22 protein-coding genes are annotated in these 23155 nt (G+C 69.9%); 11 read left to right on the forward strand and 11 right to left on the reverse strand.

The annotated features are described in order from the left end of the window. The first annotated feature begins 122 nt into the window (after positions 1–122). From recA to HJ588_RS19390, 3 genes are all read left to right on the forward strand, one after another. On the forward strand, positions 123–1181 hold the full coding sequence (gene recA / locus HJ588_RS09705; RefSeq protein WP_171154388.1) for a recombinase RecA: 1059 nt from the start codon (positions 123–125) through the stop codon (positions 1179–1181). A 71-nt stretch (positions 1182–1252) separates the two neighbouring features. Next, positions 1253–1510 (forward strand): hypothetical protein, encoded by a 258-nt coding sequence (locus tag HJ588_RS09710; protein WP_171154390.1) that lies wholly within the window; start codon positions 1253–1255, stop codon positions 1508–1510. 62 nt (positions 1511–1572) lie between these two features. Beyond that, positions 1573–2301: a regulatory protein RecX gene (locus tag HJ588_RS19390; protein ID WP_246241792.1), complete on the forward strand. Its 729-nt coding sequence runs from the start codon at positions 1573–1575 to the stop codon at positions 2299–2301. 414 nt (positions 2302–2715) lie between these two features. On the opposite strand, the gene HJ588_RS09720 is transcribed toward HJ588_RS19390, so the two are convergent. Then, on the reverse strand, positions 2716–3579 hold the full coding sequence (locus HJ588_RS09720; protein WP_171154392.1) for a LysR family transcriptional regulator: 864 nt from the start codon (positions 3577–3579) through the stop codon (positions 2716–2718). 162 nt (positions 3580–3741) lie between these two features. Between HJ588_RS09720 and HJ588_RS09725 the strand changes: the two genes are divergently transcribed. From HJ588_RS09725 to HJ588_RS09735, 3 genes are all read left to right on the forward strand, one after another. Next, a complete protein-coding gene (locus HJ588_RS09725) occupies positions 3742–4536 on the forward strand; it encodes a class I SAM-dependent methyltransferase (RefSeq protein ID WP_343036654.1) in 795 nt (264 codons plus the stop codon). 159 nt (positions 4537–4695) lie between these two features. Further along, positions 4696–5253 carry a helix-turn-helix domain-containing protein gene (locus HJ588_RS09730; RefSeq protein ID WP_171154394.1) on the forward strand — a complete coding sequence of 186 codons (558 nt, stop codon included), beginning with the start codon at positions 4696–4698 and terminating at the stop codon, positions 5251–5253. A gap of 3 nt (positions 5254–5256) precedes the next feature. After that, entirely contained in the window at positions 5257–5883 is a 627-nt protein-coding gene (locus tag HJ588_RS09735) for a LysE family translocator (protein WP_171154396.1), read from the forward strand. 22 nt (positions 5884–5905) lie between these two features. Here HJ588_RS09735 and HJ588_RS09740 read toward each other — a convergent pair whose 3' ends face one another. Beyond that, positions 5906–7219 (reverse strand): MFS transporter, encoded by a 1314-nt coding sequence (locus tag HJ588_RS09740; protein WP_171154398.1) that lies wholly within the window; start codon positions 7217–7219, stop codon positions 5906–5908. 62 nt (positions 7220–7281) lie between these two features. Here HJ588_RS09740 and HJ588_RS09745 point away from each other — a divergent pair, with 62 nt between their 5' ends. Both HJ588_RS09745 and miaB read left to right on the forward strand, forming a co-directional pair. Continuing rightward, positions 7282–8658 carry an FAD-binding oxidoreductase gene (locus HJ588_RS09745; protein WP_171154401.1) on the forward strand — a complete coding sequence of 459 codons (1377 nt, stop codon included), beginning with the start codon at positions 7282–7284 and terminating at the stop codon, positions 8656–8658. 178 nt (positions 8659–8836) lie between these two features. Beyond that, entirely contained in the window at positions 8837–10372 is a 1536-nt protein-coding gene (miaB, locus tag HJ588_RS09750; protein WP_171154403.1) for a tRNA (N6-isopentenyl adenosine(37)-C2)-methylthiotransferase MiaB, read from the forward strand. 9 nt (positions 10373–10381) lie between these two features. Here miaB and HJ588_RS09755 read toward each other — a convergent pair whose 3' ends face one another. Genes HJ588_RS09755 through betT form a run of 3 tightly spaced genes read right to left on the reverse strand, consistent with a single transcriptional unit; the run spans position 10382 to position 15572 of the window. Next, positions 10382–11962, reverse strand: a complete 1581-nt coding sequence (locus HJ588_RS09755) for a GMC family oxidoreductase (RefSeq protein WP_171154406.1) — start codon at positions 11960–11962, stop codon at positions 10382–10384. A 29-nt stretch (positions 11963–11991) separates the two neighbouring features. Further along, entirely contained in the window at positions 11992–13497 is a 1506-nt protein-coding gene (locus tag HJ588_RS09760) for an aldehyde dehydrogenase family protein (RefSeq protein WP_171154408.1), read from the reverse strand. Then, entirely contained in the window at positions 13494–15572 is a 2079-nt protein-coding gene (betT, locus tag HJ588_RS09765; RefSeq protein WP_343036655.1) for a choline BCCT transporter BetT, read from the reverse strand. Before betT ends, HJ588_RS09760 begins: the two co-directional genes overlap by 4 nt. 88 nt (positions 15573–15660) lie before the next feature. Between betT and HJ588_RS09770 the strand changes: the two genes are divergently transcribed. Beyond that, positions 15661–16029, forward strand: coding sequence for a VOC family protein (locus HJ588_RS09770; RefSeq protein WP_171154410.1), 369 nt, complete (start codon positions 15661–15663; stop codon positions 16027–16029). 40 nt (positions 16030–16069) lie between these two features. Here HJ588_RS09770 and HJ588_RS09775 read toward each other — a convergent pair whose 3' ends face one another. Next, positions 16070–16933, reverse strand: a complete 864-nt coding sequence (locus HJ588_RS09775) for a LysR family transcriptional regulator (protein WP_171154412.1) — start codon at positions 16931–16933, stop codon at positions 16070–16072. A gap of 80 nt (positions 16934–17013) precedes the next feature. On the opposite strand from HJ588_RS09775, the gene HJ588_RS09780 reads away from it, so the two are divergent. Both HJ588_RS09780 and trpS read left to right on the forward strand, forming a co-directional pair. After that, positions 17014–18234: an MFS transporter gene (locus HJ588_RS09780; RefSeq protein ID WP_343036656.1), complete on the forward strand. Its 1221-nt coding sequence runs from the start codon at positions 17014–17016 to the stop codon at positions 18232–18234. 103 nt (positions 18235–18337) lie between these two features. Then, positions 18338–19342 (forward strand): tryptophan--tRNA ligase, encoded by a 1005-nt coding sequence (gene trpS, locus HJ588_RS09785; RefSeq protein WP_171154414.1) that lies wholly within the window; start codon positions 18338–18340, stop codon positions 19340–19342. A gap of 75 nt (positions 19343–19417) precedes the next feature. On the opposite strand, the gene HJ588_RS09790 is transcribed toward trpS, so the two are convergent. From HJ588_RS09790 to HJ588_RS19995, 5 genes are all read right to left on the reverse strand, one after another. Further along, positions 19418–20587 (reverse strand): RtcB family protein, encoded by a 1170-nt coding sequence (locus tag HJ588_RS09790; protein ID WP_171154416.1) that lies wholly within the window; start codon positions 20585–20587, stop codon positions 19418–19420. A gap of 81 nt (positions 20588–20668) precedes the next feature. Beyond that, entirely contained in the window at positions 20669–21487 is an 819-nt protein-coding gene (locus HJ588_RS09795) for a methyltransferase domain-containing protein (protein WP_171154419.1), read from the reverse strand. Positions 21488–21611: 124 nt separating this feature from the next. Continuing rightward, positions 21612–21761 (reverse strand): hypothetical protein, encoded by a 150-nt coding sequence (locus HJ588_RS19000; protein ID WP_212755383.1) that lies wholly within the window; start codon positions 21759–21761, stop codon positions 21612–21614. 236 nt (positions 21762–21997) lie between these two features. Then, complete coding sequence (locus tag HJ588_RS19770) at positions 21998–22132, reverse strand: hypothetical protein (protein WP_281358820.1); 135 nt, start codon at positions 22130–22132, stop codon at positions 21998–22000. Then, a complete protein-coding gene (locus tag HJ588_RS19995) occupies positions 22129–23112 on the reverse strand; it encodes an acyltransferase domain-containing protein (RefSeq protein ID WP_171154421.1) in 984 nt (327 codons plus the stop codon). The genes HJ588_RS19770 and HJ588_RS19995 overlap by 4 nt, the downstream gene beginning before the upstream one ends. Between the last annotated feature and the right edge of the window lie 43 nt (positions 23113–23155).

A 23155-nucleotide genomic window follows, 5' to 3' on the forward strand; every position in this document is an offset into this window, starting at 1 on the left:
GTCGGTGCGGAGGCATAGCGTCTGATCAGTTCCAAAGCCCGGCTCACCCGAGCCTGCACGAGGGCGGCGGACGGTCGCAGGTAGGCGCGACCCACCCTCGCAACAGCTAAGGAGTGCCCACCATGGCAGCAAACGCCGGCAACGCCGACAACAAGCTCAAATCACTCGACACCGTGATGGCCCAGATCGAGAAGGCTCACGGCAAGGGTGCCGTCATGCGGCTCGGTGACGACGTCCGCCCACCGATCGACGTGATCCCGACCGGCGCCATCGCCCTGGACGTGGCACTCGGCATCGGTGGTCTGCCGCGCGGGCGCGTCGTGGAGATCTACGGTCCGGAGTCCTCCGGTAAGACGACGGTCGCACTGCACGCGGTGGCCAGCGCCCAGCGCAACGGCGGCATCGCGGCGTTCATCGACGCCGAGCACGCGCTCGACCCCGAATACGCCAAGAAGCTCGGTGTCGACGTCGACTCGCTGCTGGTCAGCCAGCCCGACACCGGTGAGCAGGCGCTCGAGATCGCCGACATGCTGATCCGGTCCGGCTCGCTCGACATCATCGTGATCGACTCGGTCGCCGCACTCGTGCCGCGCGCCGAGATCGAGGGCGAGATGGGTGACAGTCACGTGGGTCTGCAGGCACGCCTGATGTCGCAGGCGCTGCGCAAGATCACCGGCGCGCTCAACAGCACCGGCACCACCGCGATCTTCATCAACCAGCTGCGCGAGAAGATCGGCGTGATGTTCGGCTCGCCGGAGACCACCACCGGTGGTAAGGCACTGAAGTTCTACGCCTCGGTCCGCCTCGACGTGCGTCGCATCGAGACCCTCAAGGACGGCACCGACCCGGTCGGCAACCGCACCCGCGTCAAGGTGGTCAAGAACAAGGTGTCCCCGCCGTTCAAGCAGGCGGAGTTCGACATCCTCTACGGCCAGGGCATCTCCCGCGAGGGTGGCCTGATCGACATGGGGGTGGAGCAGGGCTTTGTGCGCAAGTCGGGCGCTTGGTACACCTACGACGGTGACCAGCTGGGCCAGGGCAAGGAAAACGCCCGTGGCTTCCTGCGGGACAACCCCGACCTGGCCGACGAGCTGGAGAAGAAGATCAAGGAGAAGCTCGGCGTCGGCCCGCAGGTCGACAAGCCCGCCGAGGACTCCGTCGTCACCCCGGTCGACTTCTGATCGAGACGAGACCCCTCCTCGGCCGCTGACTGGGCGGTTCGCGGCCGAGGAGTTCTCGATCGATCGCCACCATGACAGTGGTCGAGCAGGGACCAGCCGCGATGATGGTGGTCGAGCAGGATCCGGCCGCGATGATGGTGGTCGAGCAGGGCCGAGCCGCCATGATGGTGGTCGAGCAGGGCCGAGCCGCCATGATGGTGGTCGAGCAGGATCTGGCCGCGATGACGGTGGTCGAGCAGGATCCGGCCGCGATGACGGTGGTCGAGCAGGATCCGGCCGCGATGACGGTGGTCGAGCAGGATCCGGCCGCGATGATGGTGGTCGAGTAGGGCCGAGCCGCTAGGCGAGGCCCGTATCGAGACCACCGTTCGGCCGCGAAGGAGCGCACCTTTTGAAACCCTTTGACAGCGAGTCGGATGCGCTGCCGGATTTCATCGATCCGGCGGATGTGCCGGCGCGCCCGGCCCCGCCCGCGGCGTCGTCGGCGCCGGAGGCCGGACCGGGTCCACGGCGACGGGTCGAGTGGTCGGGGCAGCGGTCGGCGAACACGCGCGGCCGCGGTGGGCGTGGGACGCGCGGCGGCAAGGCGGGGCGCCGTCGGGATCGCGAGCCACCGGCCGACAACCCCGACACCGAGCCCGACCCGCACGAGGTCGCCCGCACGATCGTGTTGCGCCAGCTCACGATGGCGCCGCGCAGCCGCAAACAACTCGCCGACAAGCTGCGCCAGCGCGGCTGCACCGACGAGGTCGCCGCCGAGGTGCTCGACCGGATGGAAGAGGTCGGGCTGATCGACGACGCCGCCTACGCCGGCATGCTGGTGCGCTCCCAACAGGCGAGCCGTGGCCTGGCCCGCGGCGCGCTCCGCCAAGAGCTGCGGCGCAAGGGCGTCGACGACGAGATCGCCCGCGCACAGCTGGACGAGATCGACGAGGAGAGCGAGCGCGAGCGTGCCCGCGCCCTCGCCGACAAGAAGCTGCGCTCGATGCACGGCCTCGACGCGACCGTGCAGACCCGACGGCTCGCCGGCATGCTCGCCCGCAAGGGCTATTCGCCCTCTGTCGCGTGGTCGGTGATCCGCGAGGCAATTGCGGACGCCCCGGAGCACCAGCCCGACTGACGTCGTCACCGAGCGGCGGCCGGTCCCGGCTCGGACCGACCTGCCGCCCGAGTGACTTCCACCGCCCAAATACCAGCATTGACAGGCACACTCGCGCATCGAGGGGCACACGAATTCGCCCTGACCGTGTGTGCCTCTCGAAGCGGAAGTGGTCCTCTCGATCAGGGGCGAGCGCGGATCGACCGGCACCTGTCTCCAACGCCGCTCCGATGACCGAGTGACGTCCGCCTTCGTCGAGTGACGTCCGCCGCAATGCGTGACGACGCTGCATCGACGTCACTCATTGCGAGCGTCGTCACTCGGGTGCGTTCGCCGGTCATGCACCGACCGGCCACTGCGTGAGTCGGCCCGTCGGTGTAGGGCGGCGGTGGCCTAGCTCGTCGATGGAGGTGCCGCGCGGCGTGCTCCTCCGGGCTAGCGGGCGAGGTCGAGTTCGCGGCGCAGGCCGCGGAGTATGCCGAGCAGTCGCGGATCGGCAGTGCGGGGTGCCGCCATGACGAGCCGCATCGAGCGGCGGAACGGTAACCGCTCGACCACCTCGCCCTCGCGCAGGTCGAAGGCGACCGCGCTCCGGGGGAGGACCGCGAGATGGCCGCGCTTGCGGGCCATCGCGATCGCCGCCGCCAAGGTCACGCCCGGCCGGGCATCCGCGCCCAGGCGATGCAGCCGCTCCAGCACCTCCTCGGTGCTCAGGTCGTAGGTCGACGCGACCACCTGCCGGTCGCGCAACGGCAGCCGGCCCCGGCCGATCGGCTCGACCCCGACCGCGCGAAACAGCACGAGCGGGTCGGTGCCCACCTGGTGTGTCACGACCGACGACGGCACCTCGACCTGGTCGGCCACCGCCACGAACGCTGCATCCATCGACCCCTCCGCGACCCATTGCAGCAGCACGGGACCGTGATCCTGCCGCTGGTCGATCGCAACCTCCGGCAGCAGTGCGTCGAGCGCCGGAAACAGCAACGAGGTGAGACTCGCGAAGGTCCCGACGACCAGCCGCCGCTCCCGCGTGGCCGCCCGACTCGCGGCGAACGCCCCCTCCAGGTGGCCGAGGATGTGCCGCGCCTGCCGCACCAGCTCCGCGCCGGCGGGCGTGGGTCTCGCGCCCGTTGTGTCGCGGTCGAAAAGTGTTGCGCCCACGCGGCGTTCGAGCCGGGCGAGCCGTGCACTCGCCGACGGCTGCGTGACGCGCAACGACCGGGCGGCGCTTCCCACCGATCCGGTCCGTGCGACAGCGACGACAAGACGCAGGTCGTCGACCTCCGGCAATGAGTCCATAGGCACAGGCTATGAGAGCTGCAAGCAATTCGGCGGCTACCGCGCGATGGTTGCTCCCGAGAGGCTGGATCCATGAAAGACGACTCCGCGGCAGGCGCACCCGTGACCACCGCAACCACGACCAACGCACCCATGACAGACGCACCCACGACAGACGATCCCGTGACTCAGCAGGCTCGCACCGCAACGAAACTCGACCGGGAGGAGGCCCTGCGGTGGCTGCGGCGATGGGACGACCAACAAGGCACCTACTTCGTCGATCGTGAGGGACGGTTCGCGGTGATCGCCGACGTCGTGCAGGCATGCGTGCGACGCGACGACCCACTGATCGTGGATCTCGGTGTCGGTCCCGGGTCCTTGGCCTCGCGGCTCCTGCGGCAGTTGCCGGGTGCGACCGTCGTCGGCGTCGACCTCGATCCGTTGCTGCTCGGGCTGGCCGAATCGGCATACAGCAGTGGGAGATTCCGCGTCGTGGCTGCGGATCTCAGCGAGACCGGCTGGCTCCGCCGGCTCGATCTCGACCGCGCACCCGATGCATTCGTCAGCACCACCGCGCTGCACTGGTTGCCCGGGGCCGCGTTGGCGACTGTTGTCCATGAGGCGGTCGGAGCGCTCACGCCGGGCGGTGTCTTCGTCGACGGGGACCACTTCTACGAGCCGGGCTCCGAGCCGCGGCTCGACGACGTGCGACGCCAGGTCGCCGCAGCAGGGGTGCGCCGCACCGGCCGCGTCGACGGGGAGGACTGGTCCACGTGGTGGGCGGCGGCGCAGGCCGCGCCGGAGCTGGCCGAGCTGGCCGCCCGGCGGGAGCGCCTGGCCTTCGCGGCCCGCGCCGACGACGATCGTCCGCCGGCCACCCGGGAGGAGCTGACGGCCGCGCTGCGCGCCGCGGGTTGCGCCGAGGCGGGCGCGGTGTGGCAGCACGGCGACGACTACGTCATGGTCGGCGTGCGCTGAGCGGCCCGGCGGTGCCGGTGGGCGAGCGCCGAGGTAGCCGCGCCGAGGTAGCACTGGACGTCGTATTCCGGCGCTCTTGGCGACATCCAGTGCTACCTCGGCGGCCGGCCAGCCCCGAAGGGACATTGAAACAGTCGAAACGTTCGCTATAGTGAACTCATGCCTCCTGGATCGTCCGGCCTCGCCGCGGCCGTCGGCGCGCAGATCCGCGCGCGTCGCGGGCAGCGGGGGATGTCCGCCGCCGAGCTCGCGAGGCGCTCGGGCGTGTCCAAGGCGACACTGTCCAGCCTCGAGTCGGGTGGGGCCAACCCGACGATCGACACTCTCGACGCGGTGGCCGTGGCACTCGGGATCCCGTTGTCCGACCTGCTCGTGCGCGGCGAGGACACCGGGCCCCAGTTGATCCGCGGCACCCCCGCAACCGAGGGTGAGATCGACCGGGAGCTGCTGCGCCGCGTCACCGGCGGCCATCAGGTCGAGATCTGGAGGTTGCGGATGCCGCCCGGCACCGAGTTTGCGGGCGTGCCACACGCTCCGGGCACCGTCGAGCACCTGGTGGTGGCGTCCGGGTCGCTCCGCGCCGGACCCACGGACGACCTGACCGTGCTCGACAGGGGAGATCTGCTGGCCTTCGCCGGGGACGCGCCCCACACATACCGCACCGACCACGAGCCGGCCGACGTGACCGTGCTCATCGCCTCACCGATGATCGGATAAGAGATGCTCGCGATCACTCCGCTGTTGCTCGCCTGGGCCGTCTGCGTGGTGACGCCCGGACCGGACTTCCTCGCCGTCCTGTGCACCGCCGCGGCGCGCGGGCGGGCCGCCGGTCTGCGCGTCGGCCTCGGCGTCGTCTGCGGTATGGCGTGCTGGGCCACACTCGCCCTGGTCGGGCTGAGCGCTCTGATGGCCCGCTACGAGCACCTCTATCTGGTGATTCGGGCGGTCGGCGCGGTCCTGCTGATCGGCTACGGCCTGCACGTGCTGTGGTCGACCCGCAACGCCGCATCGTCTGGTGCAGAGGCGCCGGGGACGCCGAATGACAAGCAACCACAGTCACATCGGCACCATTGGCGCCTCGGCCTCTTCACCAACCTGTCCAACCCGAAGGCGCTGGTCTTCTTCGGCGCGCTGTTCGCGACGCTGATGCCCCATGGCGCGTCGCCTGCGGTGCGGGTGGCGCTGCTCGCGATCATGCTCGCGATGGGCGCCGGCTGGTTCGCGGCCGTCAGCTGGTGCGCCGGCGCCCAGCCGGTCGTCGCGGCATACAAGCGGCTGCAGAACGTCATCGATCGCGTGGCCGGCGGGGTCTTCGCCGCGATCGGGCTGACCCTGATCCCGCGCTGACCGGCTGTCCGGCCGGTCGCGCTCAGCCGACCGGTTCGGTCGCCACCGGCGGCAGCTCGCGCGCCGCGAAACGCTGCGCGCTGCGCACCGCGGGCGCCATCCCGAGGGTCGCGATCACCGCGATCGCGGCGATCACCAGCCAGCCGGCTGGCCCCCAGCTGATCGCCAGGAAGGTGAAGACCGCGGGCGCCCATCCGTCGCCGGCGGTCTTGAAGACCTGACCGACGCCGCCGTACTCGCCGCGTCGTCGCGGGTCCATCAGCTGCGCCTGGAAGGCCCACTCGCTGGCCGAGTTGGCCAGCTCCGCGCCGGTCACCGTCACGTGCCCGAGCCAGACGAGCAGCACGGTGAGGAAGCCGACCGTGGAGTGGGTGAGCAGCGTGATCAGGCACGAGAGCACGAAGAACGCGCCGCTGATCCGGATGCCCTTGAGGGCGTCGTCGATTGTGCGCACGCCGCGCGAGGTGTAGGCCGGCAGGAAGATGCACATGACCGTGTTGGTGCCGAAGAGCCAGGCCAGCAACCAGTGCGGGGAGTCGGTCTTCTCCACCAGCCACAGCGGGATGACCACGTTGAGCAGCACCTGATTGGTTTCCAGCACCCCGGCGAAGAAGTTGAGCGCCATCCACCCGCGATTGCGCAGCGCGCCCGGACCCGGCACGGGCTCCTTGCGCCGCGACTTGTCCGCGACCCGCACGTCACGCTCGGCGCGCGGCAGCCGCACGATGAAGAAGGCGTTGACCAGCCCGAGGACCAGCGTGACGATCGGCATCCACCGCAGCACGGTCAGGTTGTCCAGCGCCAGCGCCACGCCACTGATCAGCGCGCCGAGGGTGAAGCCGACGTTGAGCGAGGAATACATGTAGGCCTGCGTCTGCACGCGTTCCTTTTCGGGCATCACGTCGAGGATGTAGGCGTTGCGGCCGGCGCCGCCCGGGTTCTGCACCAGCTCGAAGACGACGGTCACCGCGAGGTATGCCGCGAACCCGTGCAGGAACGGCCACAGCGCGAACATCAGCGCCCCCACCAGGGTGCAGACCGCCCACGTCCGTTTGGGACCGATGATGTCGACCACGCGACCGGCGGGGTATGCCGCAAGGAACGCGACAACCGCCGCGACGCTGAGACCGACACCCACCTGCGACGCCGACAGGCCGACAAGCTTGGTGAAGTAGACCGCGCTGCCGGTCAGGAAGGTGCCGAATCCGGTTGCGAACAAGAGGGATTGCAGCGCCAGGCGACGTGAGAGCGGCGTCGGCGGGATCAGTCGCTTGGCCGCCGCGAGCACCCGTCGCGCCTGGGTCGGAGTGCTCGGCGGCTGGGTCACGGGCCTCATCCGACCACATCGGCAGCCGAACTGTCAGCCGGATTATCCGGGCGGCGCGATAGCGTCGGCGGATGAGCGATCGCGACCAGATCGAGCAACTGCGCAGCCGGCTGAGTGACGGGGCCGTCGTGACCGATCCGGCCCTGCTGGAGTCCTATCTGCACGACGAGGCCGAGTGGGCGGCATACGGCAAACCGGTGGCGGTGGTGCGCGCCGGCAGCACCGCCGACGTGCGGGACACCGTGCGCTGGGCGCTCGAGCACGGGGTGCCGGTCGTGCCGCGCGGCGCGGGCACCGGCCTGTCCGGCGGCGCCAACGCGCTCGAGGGCTGCGTCGTGGTGTCCCTGGAGAAGCTCAACCAGGTGCTCGAGGTCAACCCGCTCGAACGCCTCGCCGTCGTGCAGCCCGGGGTCGTCAACGATGACCTGCGCAAAACCGTTGCCACGCAAGGACTTTGGTATCCGCCGGACCCTGCGAGCTCGCCCTGGTCGACGATCGGCGGCAATGTCGCCACCAACGCCGGCGGCGTCTGCTGCGTGAAGTATGGCGTGACCCGCGACTATGTCATCGGACTCGAAGTGGTGACCGGGACCGGCGAGGTCGTGCGCCTCGGGCGGCGTACGGCGAAAGGGGTGGCCGGACTCGACCTGGTTGGCCTGTTCGTCGGCTCCGAGGGCACCCTCGGCATCGTCACCGAGATCACCGTCAAACTGCGCCCCCTGCCCGACCCGGGTCGCACCGTGCTCGGCTACTTCGACGGCATCGTGGACGCCGGGGTCGCGGTGCGCGACGTTGCCGCGCGCGGGCTCACCCCCTCCGCGCTCGAACTCGTCGACCGCACCTGCCTGCTCGCCGTCGACGAGATGACCCACATGGGCATTGCGTCGGAGGCGAACGTCGTGCTGATCGGCAAGGTCGACGACCCGGGCGAGGCGGGGGAGCGGGCGGCGCAGGAGATGGTCGCGGCGTTCGAGACGGGCAACGCGACGTTCGTCGCCGAGACCGACGACCCGGAGGAGGCCGACGCGATGATGGCCGCCCGGCGTCTCGCCTACCCGGCGATGGAGCGGCTCGGGCCGCTGCTCACCGAGGACGTCTGCGTGCCCAAGGAGCACGTGCCGGAGATGCTGCGGCGGGTGGAGCGGATCGCCGCCGAGAGTGACATCACGATCGCCACGGTCGCGCACGCCGGTGACGGCAACCTGCACCCGCTGATGATCACCGGCCGGGGCGACGACGAGGCGAAGGCACGGGCGCAGGCGGCGTTCGACCGGATCATCGAGGAGGCGCTCGACCTGGGCGGCACGGTGACCGGCGAGCACGGCGTCGGGCTGCTCAAGATGCCGGGCGTGACGCGGGAGCTCGGACCCGAGGTGCTGGCGATGGAGCGCGCGGTCAAGCAGGCGCTCGACCCCGAGGGCATCTTCAACCCGGGGAAGGTCTTCTGAGCGGGATCGTCCCTGTGGACAACGGTTTTCCGGCGTCGCAGCGGCCTGCTGTCGGCCGGTGCTGGCCGCGTTCCTCGCCGCGCTGGTCGCCCTGGCGCATCCGGCGCCCTAGCGAAGCGGCCGAGCGGGCCCGCGCGATTCGGGAGTGCGGGCGGCCACGCCGTACCCTGGGTCGGTCATGAAGACCTATGAAGTGCGCACCCACGGCTGCCAGATGAACGTCCACGACTCCGAGCGGATCGCGGGTCTGCTCGAGTCGGCCGGGTATGTCGACCGGGCCGCGCTCACCGACGACGCCCGCCCCGCCGGCCCGGACGTCGTGGTCTTCAACACGTGTGCGGTGCGCGAGAACGCCGCCGGAAAGCTCTACGGCCAGCTGGGCCAGCTGCGCCCGGCCAAGACCGACAACCCGGACATGCAGATCGCGGTCGGCGGCTGCCTCGCCCAGAAGGACCGGCAGGAGATCGTCCGCCGCGCGCCGTGGGTCGACGTGGTCTTCGGCACGCACAACGTCGGCTCGCTGCCGGTGCTGCTCGAGCGCGCGCGGCACAACGCCGAGGCGCAGGTCGAGATCCTCGAGTCGCTGGAGACCTTCCCGTCCACGCTGCCGACCCGACGCGATTCGGCATACAGCGGCTGGGTGTCGATCTCGGTCGGCTGCAACAACACCTGCACGTTCTGCATCGTGCCGTCGCTGCGCGGCAAGGAGAAGGACCGCCGCCCGGGCGACGTGCTCGCCGAGGTGCGTGCGCTGGTCGAGCAGGGCGTCGTCGAGGTGACCCTGCTCGGTCAGAACGTCAACACGTATGGCGTGGAGTTCGGTGACCGCCTCGCCTTCGGCAAGCTGCTCCGCGCGTGCGGCGAGATCGAGGGCCTGGAGCGGGTGCGCTTCACCTCACCGCACCCGGCGGCTTTCACCGACGACGTGATCGACGCGATGGCGGAGACGTCCAACGTCATGCCGTCACTGCACATGCCGCTGCAGTCCGGCTCCGACCGGGTGCTCAAGGCAATGCGCCGGTCCTACCGGTCGGAGAAGTTCCTCGGCATCCTGGAGCGGGTGCGCGACCGGATGCCGGACGCCGCGATCACCACCGACATCATCGTCGGTTTCCCGGGCGAGACCGAGGCCGACTTCGAGGAGACCATGCGGGTGGTGCGCGAGGCGCGCTTCTCCTCGGCCTTTACCTTCCAATATTCGATCCGTCCCGGCACGCCGGCCGCCGACCTGCCCGACCAATTGCCCAAAGCCGTTGTGCAGCAACGGTTTGACCGGTTGATCGAGTTGCAGGAGGAAGTCTCCTGGGTCGGCAACCGGGCGCTCGAGGGCCGGACCCTGGAGGTGCTGGTCGCACCGTCCGAGGGGCGCAAGGACGCCGAAACCCACCGCATGTCCGGGCGCGCCCGGGACAATCGCCTGGTGCACTTCGCGGTGCCCGAGGGCACCGAGCGGCCGCGCCCCGGAGATGTCGTCTCCGTCGACGTCACCTATGGCGCGCCGCACCACCTGGTGGCCGACTCCCCGGTGCAGGGCGGCACCTGGTCGGTGCGCCGCACCCCCGGCGGTGACGCCTGGCAGGCGCTGCAAACTGACTCCGGCGCCGACTCCGGCGCCGGAGCGGTGCGCAAGCCCGCGGTGTCACTGGGCATGCCCGCCATCGGAAAACCCGAGCCGGCAGCTGTTGCCGCCGGCCCGGGTTGTGCTTGTTCGTAACGGTTTTCGCTACTCCGACTGGTCGGCATCCTCGGCGATCAACTGCGCGCAGCGCTCGCCGACCATCATCGTGGTGATGTTCGGGTTGACCGTGGTGTGCTCCGGGAAGACCGACGCGTCGGCAACGCGCAGACCCTGCACACCCTTCACCCGCAGCTGCGGGTCCAGCGGTGAGTCCGCGTCGTCGGCCGCGCCCATCCGCACGGTCCCGGCCGGGTGGTAGACCGTGTTGTGGGTGCGCCGAATGTAGTCGGCGAGCTCCTCGTCGGTCTGTGCGTCGGTGCCCGGGTAGAGCTCCCGACCTGCCCACTCTCGCATCGCCGGCTGCGCCACGATGTCGCGGGCACGCCGGATGCCGGCGATCATCACCCGCATGTCGTGGCCCTCGGCGTCGGTGAAGTAGCGCGGGTCGACCTTCGGCTTGTCGCGGAAGTCGCGAGAACGCAGTCGCACCGTGCCACGTGACTTGGCGTGGGTCACGTTGGGGGTGAGGCAGAAGGCATTGTCGCTGGTGGGATAGCCCTGCCGGAGCGTGTGCATGTCGAAGGGCACCGAGCCGTAGTGCATCATCAGGTCCGGCCGGTCCAGACCGTCCTGCGTGGTGTCGAAGACACCGATTTCCCACCACTGGTAGGACTCGGTGACCATCGGCTGCCTGGCCTCCCACTGGATCACGCCCTCCGGGTGGTCCTGCAGGTGCTCGCCGACGCCGGGGGAGTCGACCCGGACGTCGACCCCGATCTCGCGCAGGTGATCAGCGGGTCCGATGCCGGACAGCATCAGCAGCTTCGGGCTGTCGATCGCGCCGCACGAGACGACGACCTCGCGGGTGGCGGTGATGGTGCGCGCCCGGCCGAAAGCGTTGTCCACCACCGAAACTCCGACGCAGCGCTGTTGCTCGCCGCCGTCGTCGAAGACGAGCTCACGTGCCCAGGTGTCGGTGAGGATCGTGAGGTTGTCCCGGTCCAGGATCGGGTGCAGGTAGCTCACCGAAGAGGAGGAACGCCGGCCGTCCGCCATGCGGTTGACCTGGAAGAAGTTGGCGCCGCTCACGACGGTGTCGCCGGTGTTGAACCTCGCACGGGGGATCCCCGCCTGTTCGCACGCGTCGAGCAGGGCAACCCCGCAGGGGTCGTGCGGCGGGATGTTCATCAGGTGCACCGGGCCGTCCTTGCCGTGCAGCGGCCCGTCGTCCTCGTTGGTCTCCAACTTGGTCAGCAGGGGGAAGGTCTGCGCCGATCCCCAGCCGGTGCAACCGAATTCGCTCTCCCAACCGTCGAGGTCCTCACGCGGTGGCCAGAACGCGATGCACGAGTTGTGCGACGAGCAACCACCGAGCACCTTGGCCCGCGCGTGCCGCATGAACGAGTTACCGTGCTCCTGTGGCTCGATCGGGTAGTCCCAGTCGAAGCCTGACTCCAGCAGCTCCATCCAGCGGTCGAGCTGCAGGATCACCTCCTGGTCGAGGTCGGTGGGCCCGGCCTCGAGCAGCGCCACGCGGACGTCGGGGTCCTCGGAGAGCCGTGCCGCGACTGCGGCGCCGGCCGAGCCGCCGCCGACGACGACGTAGTCGAAAGTGTTGTCGGTCAAGGTGTTTCGTCCTTCCACGTTCGTCTGTGTCAGCGCTGCGCAAACCAGCCGGTCACGCCCGGACGCAGATTGCGGTAGATGTGCTTGGCCTCCTGGTATTCGGCCAGACCGGTCGGACCGAGCTCCCGCCCGAAACCGGACTGCCCGTAGCCGCCCCACTCGGCCTGCGGCAGGTAGGGACCGAACTCGTTGATCCAGACGGTGCCGTGGCGCAACCGGGAAGCGACCCGGTCGGCCTTGCCCGCGTCGTTGCTCCAGACGGCTCCGGCTAGGCCGTATTCGGTGTCGTTGGCGATCTGCACGGCCTCGTCCTCCGTCGTGAACGTCTCGACGGTGACCGTCGGGCCGAACGCCTCGTCGTGCGCGCAGTCCATGGTGCTCGTCACGTCGTCGATCACCGTGGGCAGGTAGAAGTAGCCGTCGTCGAGGGATCCGGCACCCATGTCTCCGGTTGCGTTGGCGCCTCCGGTGCGGATCGTCGCGCCCTGCTCCTTGGCGCGCCGCACGTAGGCGTCGACCTTGTCGCGGTGCTCAGCGGAGATGAGCGGCCCTGTCTCGGTTGCCTTTTCGAAGGGGAGCCCGAGCACGATCCGCTCGGCGCGTTGCACGAGCGCATCGACGAACCGGTCGTGCACCGACTCCTCGACGACCAGGCGCGCACCGGCCGAACACACCTGACCGGAGTGCAGGAAGGCCCCGTTGAGCGCGTTGTCCACCGCGGTCGCCAGATCCTCGTCGGTCTGCACCGCGTCGGCGAAGATCACGTTGGGGTTCTTGCCGCCGAGCTCGAGCGCGACCTTCTTGACCGAACCCATTGCCGCCGCACCGAGTTTGCGGCCGGTGACCAGACCGCCGGTGAACGACACCAGGTCGACGTGTGGGTGGGTGGAGAGCGGCGCGCCCGCGGTCGCGCCCGCGCCGGTGATCAGGTTGGCGACGCCGGCCGGCACACCGGCCGTCTCCAGGACCTCCATCAGCAGGATCGACGTGTGCGGCGTCAGCTCGGCGGGCTTGAGCACGAAGGTGTTTCCGGCGGCAAGCGCGGGCGCGACCTTCCACGCCGCCTGCAGCAGCGGGTAGTTCCACGGGGTGATCAGCGCACAGACGCCGACCGGCTCGTAGACGATGCGGGAGAGCACGTCGGGACTGCCGGCGTCGACGATCCGGCCGGCGTCCTGCCCGGCGAGCTTGCCGAAGTAGTCGAAGCAGCCCGCGATGTCGTCCATGTCGATCTCGGACTCGTAGGGCCGTTTGCCGGTGTCGAGCGTCTCGGCGCGGACGAATTCGTCCTTGCGGCGCCGGATCTCGGCTGCGACCCGCAGCAACAGGTCGCCGCGCTCGGCGGTGGGCCGGGTCGACCACTCGCCGGCGTCGAACGCCTCGCGGGCCGCCGCGATCGCGCGCTCAGTGTCCTTCGCCGTCGCTTCCGAGACGGTGCCGACTGGCGATCCGTCCGCGGGACAACGGATCTCACGGGTGCCGCCGTCGGCCGCGGCTTCCCAGCGGCCTCCGATGTAGAGCGTCGCTGTCGTCATACTCCCTCTCCTTCGGTGCTCGCGTAGTCGTGACGCAGGTGCAGATAGGTCAGGTGGTGCTCGTACTGGTCGAGCACGTCCCCGATGATCTGGTCGGTGGTGTAGCCGTTGATCTGGTAGCCCTGGCTGCCCTCGTCCAGGAAGACCTCGCAGCGGTAGTAGCGGTCGCTGGTGCTGCCGGCCCGCGAGTTGGCGAAGGACGGCGTGGGGCAGGAGACCGGACTGAGCCGGTAGCTGAAGTCCGGCTCGTCCTGCAGGTCGACGACCAGGCGCGGGGCGGGGAGGCCGTCCTCGCCCACGGTCTCCTCGACGAGTGCCGGGGTGCCGGCGTCCCGCAGCCCGGCGGCGACGGATTCCAGTGCGGGCAGGCCGCGTTCGCGCAGGAAGCGTTCGGTGGCGCGATGCCCGGGAAAGGTGGTCGCGCGGGCCAGGCGGTGGCGCCAGTCGGGCTGCCTGCCGGCCGCGCCGCGTCCGGCGGCCATGAAGCCGCGCAATGAGGTGCGCAGCGACGCGTCCTTGAGCGACTCCTCGCGCATCGCGCGATAGAGGCCGATCATGATCAGCGCCAGCACGAACGAGAACGGCAGACCCATGATGATCGTGGCGTTCTGCAGCGTGATGATCGAGCCCGCGCCGCCGCCGGCGAAGAGCATGCCGAGGGTGAGCAGGCCGATGGCGACCGACCAGAAGACCCGCACCCACTTGGCGCAGTCCTGCATCGGGTGGTGCAGGTGCGAGGTGAAGTTGCCCATCACCAGGGCGCCCGAGTCGGCGCTCGTCACGTAGTAGAGCAGCCCGGCGACGGTGGCGATGCCGACGATCAGCGGCGTCCACGGGTAGGTGTCGAGCAGGGAGTAGAAGCCGGCCTCGAACTGATTGAGCGTCTTGGTGCCGAAGGCCGGGTCCTGACGCGCCTGCGAGAGGGCGCTGTTGCCGAAGATCGAGACCCACAACAGGATGAAGAGGAACGGGATCGTGAGCACGCCGAAGAGAAACTCGCGCACGGTGCGGCCGCGGGAGATGCGGGCGAGGAAGAGCCCGACGAACGGCGCCCAGGCGATCCACCAGGCCCAGAAGAACAGCGTCCAGGCGTTCATCCAGTCGGTCGGGTTCTGCCAGGCCATCGTGTCCATCGACTTGCCGACGAAGCCGGTGACGTAGTCGCCGGTGTTCATCACCAGCCCGCCCAGCAGGAAGCCGGTGCGTCCGGTGACCAGCACGAAGAGCAGCAGCGCCACCGACAGCAGCACGTTGAGCTCGGACAGCCGGCGGATGCCTTTGTCGACGCCGGTGGTCGCCGAGATCGTGCCCATCACCACCGACAGCACGATGAGGCCGATCTGCGCGGCCTTGCCGAGCGGTATGCCGAACATCACGTTCAACCCGAAGTTGAGCTGCACGATGCCGATGCCGAGCGAGGTCGCGATGCCGAAGATCGTGCCGAGCACGGCCGCCACGTCGACCGCGTCCCCGAGCCGGCCCTCGACTCGTCGCCCGAAGACCGGTGCCAGGGCCGAGCGGATCGCGAGCGGCAGGTGGCGGCGGAAGGCGAAGTAGGCGAGCGCCATACCCATGAGCGCGTACATCGCCCAGCCGGTGATGCCGTAGTGGAACAGCGTCCACGAGACGGCTTCACGTGCGGCGTGCACGTCGCCGCCCTTGCCGGTCGGGGGCTGGAGATATTGGCTGATCGGCTCGGCGACCGAGAAGAACATCAGGTCGATGCCGATGCCGGCCGCGAAGAGCATCGCGGTCCAGGTGAACAGGTTGTACTCGGGGCGGGACTCCTCCGGCCCGAGTCGGTAGGTGCCGAAGCGGGACAGCCCGATGAAGACGACGAAACCGACGAAGACGGTCGCGAGGGCGAGATACCACCAGCCGAACCAGCTGGAGATCCACTCCACGACCGACCCGATCACGGTCGATGCGGTGTCCGGCAGAGCCAGCGTGAAGATCGCGAAGGCCAGCACGAGGCCTGCTGCGGTGAAGAAGACGGTGCGGTTGAGAGACGGCGGCGGAATGTCTTGTGCGGCCGAAGAATCCGGCGTGGTGTCCAGGTCGGCTGCGTTTGTCACGTGGCAACACCATACAGACGACGCTCAGGAAAGTCGGATCGGCGTATGTCGGGTGCGTGCTGTCGGTGGGCGGCGCGATGCTTGGACCATGGCACTCATCGAGCTGCAACTCTTCGCCCTGGACAGCCCCGAGCCGGAGCGGCTCGGCCGTTTCTACGCCGATCTGCTCGGCTGGGAGGTGACCCGCGCGGACGACGACTGGTGGGAGGTGACGCCACCCGGCGGCGGGGTGCCGCTGGCGATCCAGTGGGCCCGCGAATTCACCCCACCGACCTGGCCGGACCCGGCGGTGCCGATGCAGGCGCACCTCGACTTCACCGTCGACTCCTACGACGAGGCCGAGGCGCACGCGCTCTCGCTCGGCGCCCGCAAGGTCGAGGGCGACGAGGAGCACCCCGGCTTCCGGGTCTACCTCGACCCGTCCGGGCACCCGTTCTGCCTCTGCCTGCGCGGTTAGCGGTGGTGGCCGGGGGAGCGGGGTAGCCGGGTCGGCCGGGTCAGCGGGCGAGGTCGCGCACCCGGCGGGCCGGCTCGGGCAGTGCCCGATCGCGCGCCCACACCAGGCCGACTTCCCGGCCGGCGTCGATCCCTGAGATGTCCAGGAGCACCACGCCGGGCGGCACCCGGGTGTTCGGTGAGTCGGGCAGCAGGGCGATGCCGATGCCCGCGGCGACCAGACCGGCCACGGTGTCCAGCTCCTGGCACTCGACGCTGATGCGTGGCTCGATCCCGGCCGCGTCGCACGCCTCGTCGAGCAGCTGGCGCATGCCGAATCCGCGCCCCATCGCTACGAATTCGACATCGGAGAGCTGCGCGAAGTCGATGGCTGTCTCGCGGGCGAGGGGACTGGCGGCCGGCACCGCGAGGTGCACGTCCTGCCGCAGCAGGCGCCGCCAGCGCAGGCCGCTCGCGGCGGGCCGGGGCGAGACGATGCCCAGGTCGAGACTGCCGTCCGCGACCAGGCCGGTGATCGTCTCGGCGGCGTCCTGCACCAGGTCGAAGCGCAGGGCAGGGTCGGCCGCGCGCGCCTGCTGGATCAGCTGCGGCACCAGCCAGGTGCCGAAGGAGTGCAGGAAGCCGAGGCGGACGACCCGCTCGGCCGGGGTGCCGAGTTCGCGGACGCGCTGCTCGCCGGCGGCCAGCTCGGCGTCGGCCCGTCGCAGGTGCTCGGCGTAGATCCGCCCGGCGTCGTTGAGCACGAGCCGGCGGCCGATCCGGTCGAAAAGCGTTGTGCCCAGCTGGCGTTCGAGCCGGCCGAGTTTGCGCGACAGTGTCGGTTGCGGGACGTGCAGCTGCGCCGCGGCCGCCGTGACGTTCTCCTCGTCGGCCAGCACCACGAACCAGCGCACCTCGTCCCGCATCCCTTCATCATGCATCAGTGCATCGATCTGGTGTCGAGGATTCATTTCCGTATGACGGTGCCGCGCGCCACGATGGTCCGGTGACTGCCCTGCAGACCTCGCCGCCGGCCGCGGGTTACCGCCGCGGTGATGCGGGTTATCGCCGCATCACCCTGGCGCTCTTCGCGGCCGGCATGACGACGTTCGTGGCGATGTACTGCGCCCAGGCCGTGCTGCCGTCGCTGGCCACCGACTTCGGCATCTCACCGGCGGCGTCCGCGCTGACGGTGTCGGCGACGACCGGGCTGCTGGCGCTCGCGATCATCCCGGCGAGCGCGCTGTCCGAACGCTTCGGCCGCACCAGGGTGATGACCCTCTCGGCGGTCGCCTCGGCGGCGCTCGGGCTGGTGCTGCCCTGGTCGCCCAACCTCACCGTGCTGGTGGTGCTGCGGGCCCTGCAGGGGATCGCACTGGCCGGCGTGCCGGCGACCGCGATGGCCTACCTCGCCGAGGAGGTGCACCGCGACCACCTCGGCGCCGCGATGGGCCGCTACATCGCCGGCACCACGATCGGCGGCCTGGCCGGCCGGCTCGTCGCGTCGTTCACCCTGGACGTGTCGACCTGGCGGTGGGCCATGGAGGCCGCCGCCGTCGTCGCGCTCGGTTTCACGCTGATGTTCGTCCGCCTCGCCCCCGCGTCGCGCTACTTCGAGGCGCAGCACGTCGGCCTGCGGTCGACGTCCGCGGCGGTGCGTGAGCACCTGCGCAACCCGGCGCTGCTCGGCTTGTTCGCCACCGCGTTCCTGCTGATGGGCGGCTTCGTCGCGGTCTACAACCTGCTCGGATTCCGGCTGCTGCGGCCGCCGTTCGGCCTGCCGGAGTCGATCGTCGGGCTGGTCTTCCTGATGTATCTGTCCGGCACCGTGTCGTCCGCGGTGGCGGGCCGGCTCGCCGATCGCTTCGGGCGTGCCCGCACGCTGATGACTGCGGAGCTGGTGACGGGGGTGGGCCTCGTGCTGACGCTCCCGTCATACGTCCCGAGTGTGTTGGTGGGCGTATTTCTTTTCACCGCAGGGTTTTTCGCCGCCCACGCGACGGCCAGCGGTTGGGTGGGCCTGCTCGCGAAACAGCACCGTGCCGAGGCGAGCGCGCTCTACCTCTTCGCCTACTACGTCGGGTCGTCGGTGCTCGGTGCCTGCGCGGGCGTCGCCTTCAGTGCCGGCGGCTGGGGCGGCACTGTCGTGTATGTCGGCGCCCTGCTGCTCGGTGCTACCGTCATCGCCATGCTTCTGCTCGCACGCACGTCGTGGTGGCTGCCGTAACCGGCGGCCCCGACGAAGCAACCCCTTTCATTCGACGCCGCCCGGGCCGGGCGGCGTCCTTGTGTCATGCGCCGGTGGTCCGGGCCCACCCCAAGGAGCGCAGATGACCACCATCACCACCCCGCCCTGCCGGCAACGGATTCTCACCGGTGACCGGCCGACGGGACCGTTGCACATCGGCCACCTCTTCGCGACATTGAGGTCGCGAGTCGCCTTCCAGGAGAAGGGGATCGACACGATGATCCTGATCGCCGACCTGCAGGTGATCACCGATCGCGGCGCGATCGGCGACGTGCGGTCGGCGGCTCTCGGTCAGGTCGCGGACTATCTGGCGACCGGCATCGACCCGACCTGCTCGACGATCTTCGCGCACTCGGCTGTCCCGGCGATCGGGCAGCTCACGCTCCCGTTCCTGTCCCTGGTCAGCGACGCGGGGTTGCGACGCAACCCGACCGTCAAGGACGAGCTCGCGGCGACCGACGGGCGGCCGCTGTCGGGGTTGCTGCTCACCTACCCGGTGCATCAGGCGGCGGACATCCTGGCGGTGCACGGCAACGTCGTGCCGGTCGGCAAGGACCAGTTGCCACATCTGGAGCAGGCGCGGGTGATCGCGCGCCGCTTCAACGCCCGTTACGGCGAGGGCTACTTCACCGAGCCGGAGGCGCTGCTCACGGAGGCGCCGGTCGTGCCCGGACTCGACGGGCGGAAGATGTCGACGAGTCGTGGCAACGGCATCGAGCTGGGTATGACGGCAGACGCGACCGCGACGCGAATCCGTAAGGCCCGCACCGATTTGCAGCGCCGGATCACCTTCGAGCCCGACCGCCGTCCCGAGGTGTCGAGCATGCTGCGCATCACGGCGCTCTTCACCGGTGAGACACCCGAGCAGGTGGCCGACCGGATCGGCGACGGGGGAGCGGCCGCCCTCAAACGGGAGCTGACCACGGCAGCCAACGACGGACTCGCCGAGCATCGCCGCAGGCGCGCGGACTTCGCGGCCGACCCGGCATACCTGCGTGATGTGGTGCGTGCCGGGAACGCCCGCGCGGCGGCCCTCGCCGACCGCACGCTGGCCGACGTGTTCGAGCTGATGGGCATGACCTACTGAGGACCCACCCGCCGCGACTGACGCTCCTCTCGCCGAGTGACGGCGCAATGGCGCCGTCACTCGGCGAGGGAGCCGTCAGTCGCCCTTGACGTTGACGATCTGCCGCAGCGTGTGCTGGATCTCGACCAGGTCGGCCGCGTCCTGCATGACTACGTCGATGTCCTTGTACGCCTGCGGGATCTCGTCGAGGAATGCCGCGGTGTCCCGGTACTCGATGCCGCTCATCGCCGAGCGCAGCTGCTCCACGGTGAACGCCCGTCGCGCGGCCGACCGGGAGTAGGCCCGGCCTGCGCCGTGCGGGGAGGAGTTGAGCGCCACCGGGTTGCCCCGGCCGGTCACCACGTATGACGCCGTGCCCATCGAGCCCGGGATCAGGCCCGGCCGCCCGGCCTCGGCGTTGATAGCGCCCTTCCGGGACAACCACACCTGCTTGCCGAAGTGTCGCTCCCGTTCGGTGTAGTTGTGATGGCAGTTGATGCGCTCCTGCTCGATCACCGGCTCACCGACCCAGTGCGACACGTCGTGCACGACCCGATCCATCATCTCCTCCCGGTTGAGCAGTGCGAAGTGCTGCGCCCACCGCAGCTCGGCCAGGTAGCGATCAAACTCCGGCGTGCCCTCCACGAGGTAGGCAAGATCCTTGTGCGGCAGCGAGATCCACCACTTCGCACACTGCTCGCGAGCAACCGCGATGTGTCGCTGGGCGATCCGGTTTCCGACACCCCGCGACCCCGAGTGCAGGAACAACCACACCCGGCCCTGCTCGTCCAGGCTCACCTCGATGAAGTGGTTGCCGGACCCGAGCGAGCCGAGCTGCAGCTTCCACTTCTTGGCGTAGGACGCCGGGTCGAAATCGGCATCCACCGCCATCGCGGACAGCTCGTCGAGCCGGGCAACGGTGTGGTCCCTGCTGATTCGCCGGTTGGCGCCGCCCGCGGACAGCGGGATCGACCGCTCGATGCTGTGCCGTATGACGGAGCGGTCCTCCGGGAGGTCGGCCGCGGTGAACTGGGTCCGGACCGCGATCATGCCGCAGCCGATGTCGACCCCGACCGCCGCCGGGATGATGGCACCCAGGGTCGGGATCACCGAGCCCACGGTGGCGCCGAGTCCGAGGTGAGCATCGGGCATCAGCGCGACGTGTGGGTGGATGAACGGCATGGTCGCGGTGACCTCGGCCTGCTCCCGGGTGTTGTCCTCCAGGAGCGATGCCCAGTTGAACAGTCTGTCGTTGATCTTCTCCATGATGAATTCCTTTGTCGCACAATGACAAACGGCCTTCGGTCGATGACCGAACGCCGCTTCTCACAAGCGGGAAGGCGTCGGTCAGGTCTTGGTGGCCTGCAGCGTGTAGCTGGCGGCAAGCCGTTCGGGTCGGTCGGTGAGGCGCCACTCGCCGCGCTCATCGACGCTCATCTGGCCGGGCAGCGCGCACCACGGCACGCTGTCGTGCTCGGCGAGCGCGGTCAGCCGTAACCCGTGATCGAGCAGGGCGGTGACGATCTCGCCGAGGCCGTGATTCCACTCGACGGTGGTATTCGCGGTGAATGCGTGGTCGGTCTCGACGTAGGTGCCGCCCTCGTCCCAGACTTGCCCCTCGAGTTGTTCGAAGTAGCTGAACTCGACTGTGGGTCCCGGTTTTTCGTCAGTCAAGGACCACAGCATCGGATGCCCTTCCCGGATGAACAGTCGGCCGCCGGGGCGGAGCAGCGCACCGACGGTCGCCGCCCACTGGTCGACGGAGGGCAGCCAGCAGAGGGCGCCGATGCCGGTGTAGACCAGATCGAAGGTCCGGCCGCGAAGGGCGGTCGGCGCGGCATACACATCGGACTCGACGTAGTCGATGTCGGCGCCCGCGCGGGCGGCGATGCCCCGCGCCTCACGCAATGACGCAGGGGAGAGGTCGACGCCGGTCATCCGGGCGCCGAGCCTGGCGAGCGACAAGGTGTCGGTGCCGATGTGGCACTGCAGGTGCACCCCGTCCAGCCCGTCGACGTCGCCGAGACGCGGCAGGTCGAACTCGACGACATCGCTCAATCGGCGTGTGCCGTCTACGAGTTGGGCCACGGCGTAGTCCGGGCTCGCTGCGTGTGCGGCGGCCCGGTCGTCCCAGTTGGCGCGGTTGAGCGCGAGGTAGTCGGTCACCGGAGCATCTTGCTCGCACCCGCCGCCCGCGCGCACCTGGTTTAGCGCGCAGCTCACCCACCGCGACTGACGCTCCCTTCGCCGAGTGACGGCGCAAACGAGCCGTCACTCGGCGAGGAAGCCGTCAGTCGGCCCCCGTCAACGTCGCGTATGACGCCGCACACGCCCCACAGTCACACGTCGTCGTCGCGTGCATCGTCCCGGTGTTGCGGCGCGCGCCGGGCGCGAGCAGCGGCTCCGGGCGCCATCCGGGCAACGAGAACGTCTGCAGCACAACAGGATCCGGGTCAGGGTTGGCGCTGCCTGCGCGACAGCAGAGGCACCGGGTGTAGCCGCCGTTGCGAGGCAGGTGCCCCTCGGTCTGGTGGCCGCAGTCGCGACAGAGGTGGACCAGGGCGCTCACGCGGACGCGCGGGGGTGGGTTGTCGTCATACGGACGAGCCCACACCCTCGACCGGGTTGAAGGTCAAGGGCGCGGGCTCGCCGGGTGGTGCCCCGTGGTGTTGCTGCTCAGTCGTCGGAGGAGGTCTCGGTCGGCTCCGGCCGGTTGGCGTCGTCGTAGCCGGGGCGCAACGGCATGCCCTCGTCGGTCGCCGTCTCCTCTTCCTCGATGTCGTATGTGTCGTCGGTCGGCTCGTTGCTCATGGCGCCCAGTATTCCGAAGTCGGGCGCCCGCCGCTGCGGGTGGGGAGGGTGAGCCAGCCGGTGCGCACGTGCAACTGCCCGCCGGAGCGCCAGTGCGCCAGCACGGCCTGCTCCAGGCGGGAACTGCCGCTGAGCTCGCCGGGCGTCGCGTCCGGGCGGCGGAAGACGAAGTTGCGCACCGACCAGTCGCCGTCGATGGGCGGCCCGATCGGCCGCCAGCGGCCGCAGAACGCCGCGATGTTGCTGCCCGGCACCAGCCTCTCCAGCTGCTCGTCGAGCAGCCAGCTGGTGCAGACCGCCACCCGCAACGGCGGCAGCTCCGGGAAGTGCCGGGCGAAGAACGGCCGCATCCGGGCGAAAGACGCATCGACCTGCGCGGCCCGCAGCGGCCCGCTGTCGGGGATGTGGATGTCGATCACGGGCGCGCCGGGGGGCGCCGGCACCGACGCGGCCGCGAGCTGGGCCGGCGGCTGGGTCAGCTCGCTGAGGTTGCCCTGGAGCCGGCCGAAGTCGTAGATCAGCCCGCGCAGGTGCAACGCGAACCACTCCTGCACGTGCAGGCCGGTCTGCCCGAACGTCCGCTCGAAGATGCGCAGGTGCCGCCCGAGATCGGCGAAGATCGCCCGCGACGCGGCATCCGGTATGGCGCGGGCCCGGTGAAAGGCCAGGGCATCCGGCAGTGCCGCCGCGAACGCCACCGGGTAGAAGAACCGCTCCGCGACCGGCGTCCGACGGTCGTGCGGGTCGAAACGGCCGGGGAGGTCCGCTGGGAGGCGGGTGAGCGGCACACCCATGCCCTCCCGCAACCTGCCGACGACCTCCGCGACCTGCGCCAGCCGCTCACGGTCGGCCGCGACGGCGTCGGCGGCTGCCGCGAAATCGGCCCGGTCCGCGGGATCGACCGTGAAGTAGGAGAAGGCCCGCCGGCGGGCCGGTCCGCAGATGCGGGCTCGCACCTCGGCGCTGCTCGGCACACTCACCCGCTCATCGTAGGGAGCGCGCCGACTATCTTCGGGGCGTGAG

Origin of the sequence: Flexivirga aerilata, assembly GCF_013002715.1 — a bacterium.
Classification (GTDB): Bacteria; Actinomycetota; Actinomycetes; order Actinomycetales; family Dermatophilaceae; genus Flexivirga; species Flexivirga aerilata.

Bases quoted from the DNA above. Each gene is read 5' to 3' on its own strand.
- recA (WP_171154388.1), top strand. From the start codon at position 123: ATGGCAGCAAACGCCGGCAACGCCGACAACAAGCTCAAATCACTCGAC.
- HJ588_RS09710 (WP_171154390.1), top strand. From the start codon at position 1,253: ATGACAGTGGTCGAGCAGGGACCAGCCGCGATGATGGTGGTCGAGCAG.
- HJ588_RS09720 (WP_171154392.1), bottom strand. From the start codon at position 3,579: ATGGACTCATTGCCGGAGGTCGACGACCTGCGTCTTGTCGTCGCTGTC.
- HJ588_RS09730 (WP_171154394.1), top strand. From the start codon at position 4,696: ATGCCTCCTGGATCGTCCGGCCTCGCCGCGGCCGTCGGCGCGCAGATC.
- HJ588_RS09735 (WP_171154396.1), top strand. From the start codon at position 5,257: ATGCTCGCGATCACTCCGCTGTTGCTCGCCTGGGCCGTCTGCGTGGTG.
- HJ588_RS09740 (WP_171154398.1), bottom strand. From the start codon at position 7,219: ATGAGGCCCGTGACCCAGCCGCCGAGCACTCCGACCCAGGCGCGACGG.
- HJ588_RS09745 (WP_171154401.1), top strand. From the start codon at position 7,282: ATGAGCGATCGCGACCAGATCGAGCAACTGCGCAGCCGGCTGAGTGAC.
- miaB (WP_171154403.1), top strand. From the start codon at position 8,837: ATGAAGACCTATGAAGTGCGCACCCACGGCTGCCAGATGAACGTCCAC.
- HJ588_RS09760 (WP_171154408.1), bottom strand. From the start codon at position 13,497: ATGACGACAGCGACGCTCTACATCGGAGGCCGCTGGGAAGCCGCGGCC.
- HJ588_RS09770 (WP_171154410.1), top strand. From the start codon at position 15,661: ATGGCACTCATCGAGCTGCAACTCTTCGCCCTGGACAGCCCCGAGCCG.
- HJ588_RS09775 (WP_171154412.1), bottom strand. From the start codon at position 16,933: ATGCGGGACGAGGTGCGCTGGTTCGTGGTGCTGGCCGACGAGGAGAAC.
- trpS (WP_171154414.1), top strand. From the start codon at position 18,338: ATGACCACCATCACCACCCCGCCCTGCCGGCAACGGATTCTCACCGGT.
- HJ588_RS09790 (WP_171154416.1), bottom strand. From the start codon at position 20,587: ATGGAGAAGATCAACGACAGACTGTTCAACTGGGCATCGCTCCTGGAG.
- HJ588_RS19770 (WP_281358820.1), bottom strand. From the start codon at position 22,132: ATGAGCAACGAGCCGACCGACGACACATACGACATCGAGGAAGAGGAG.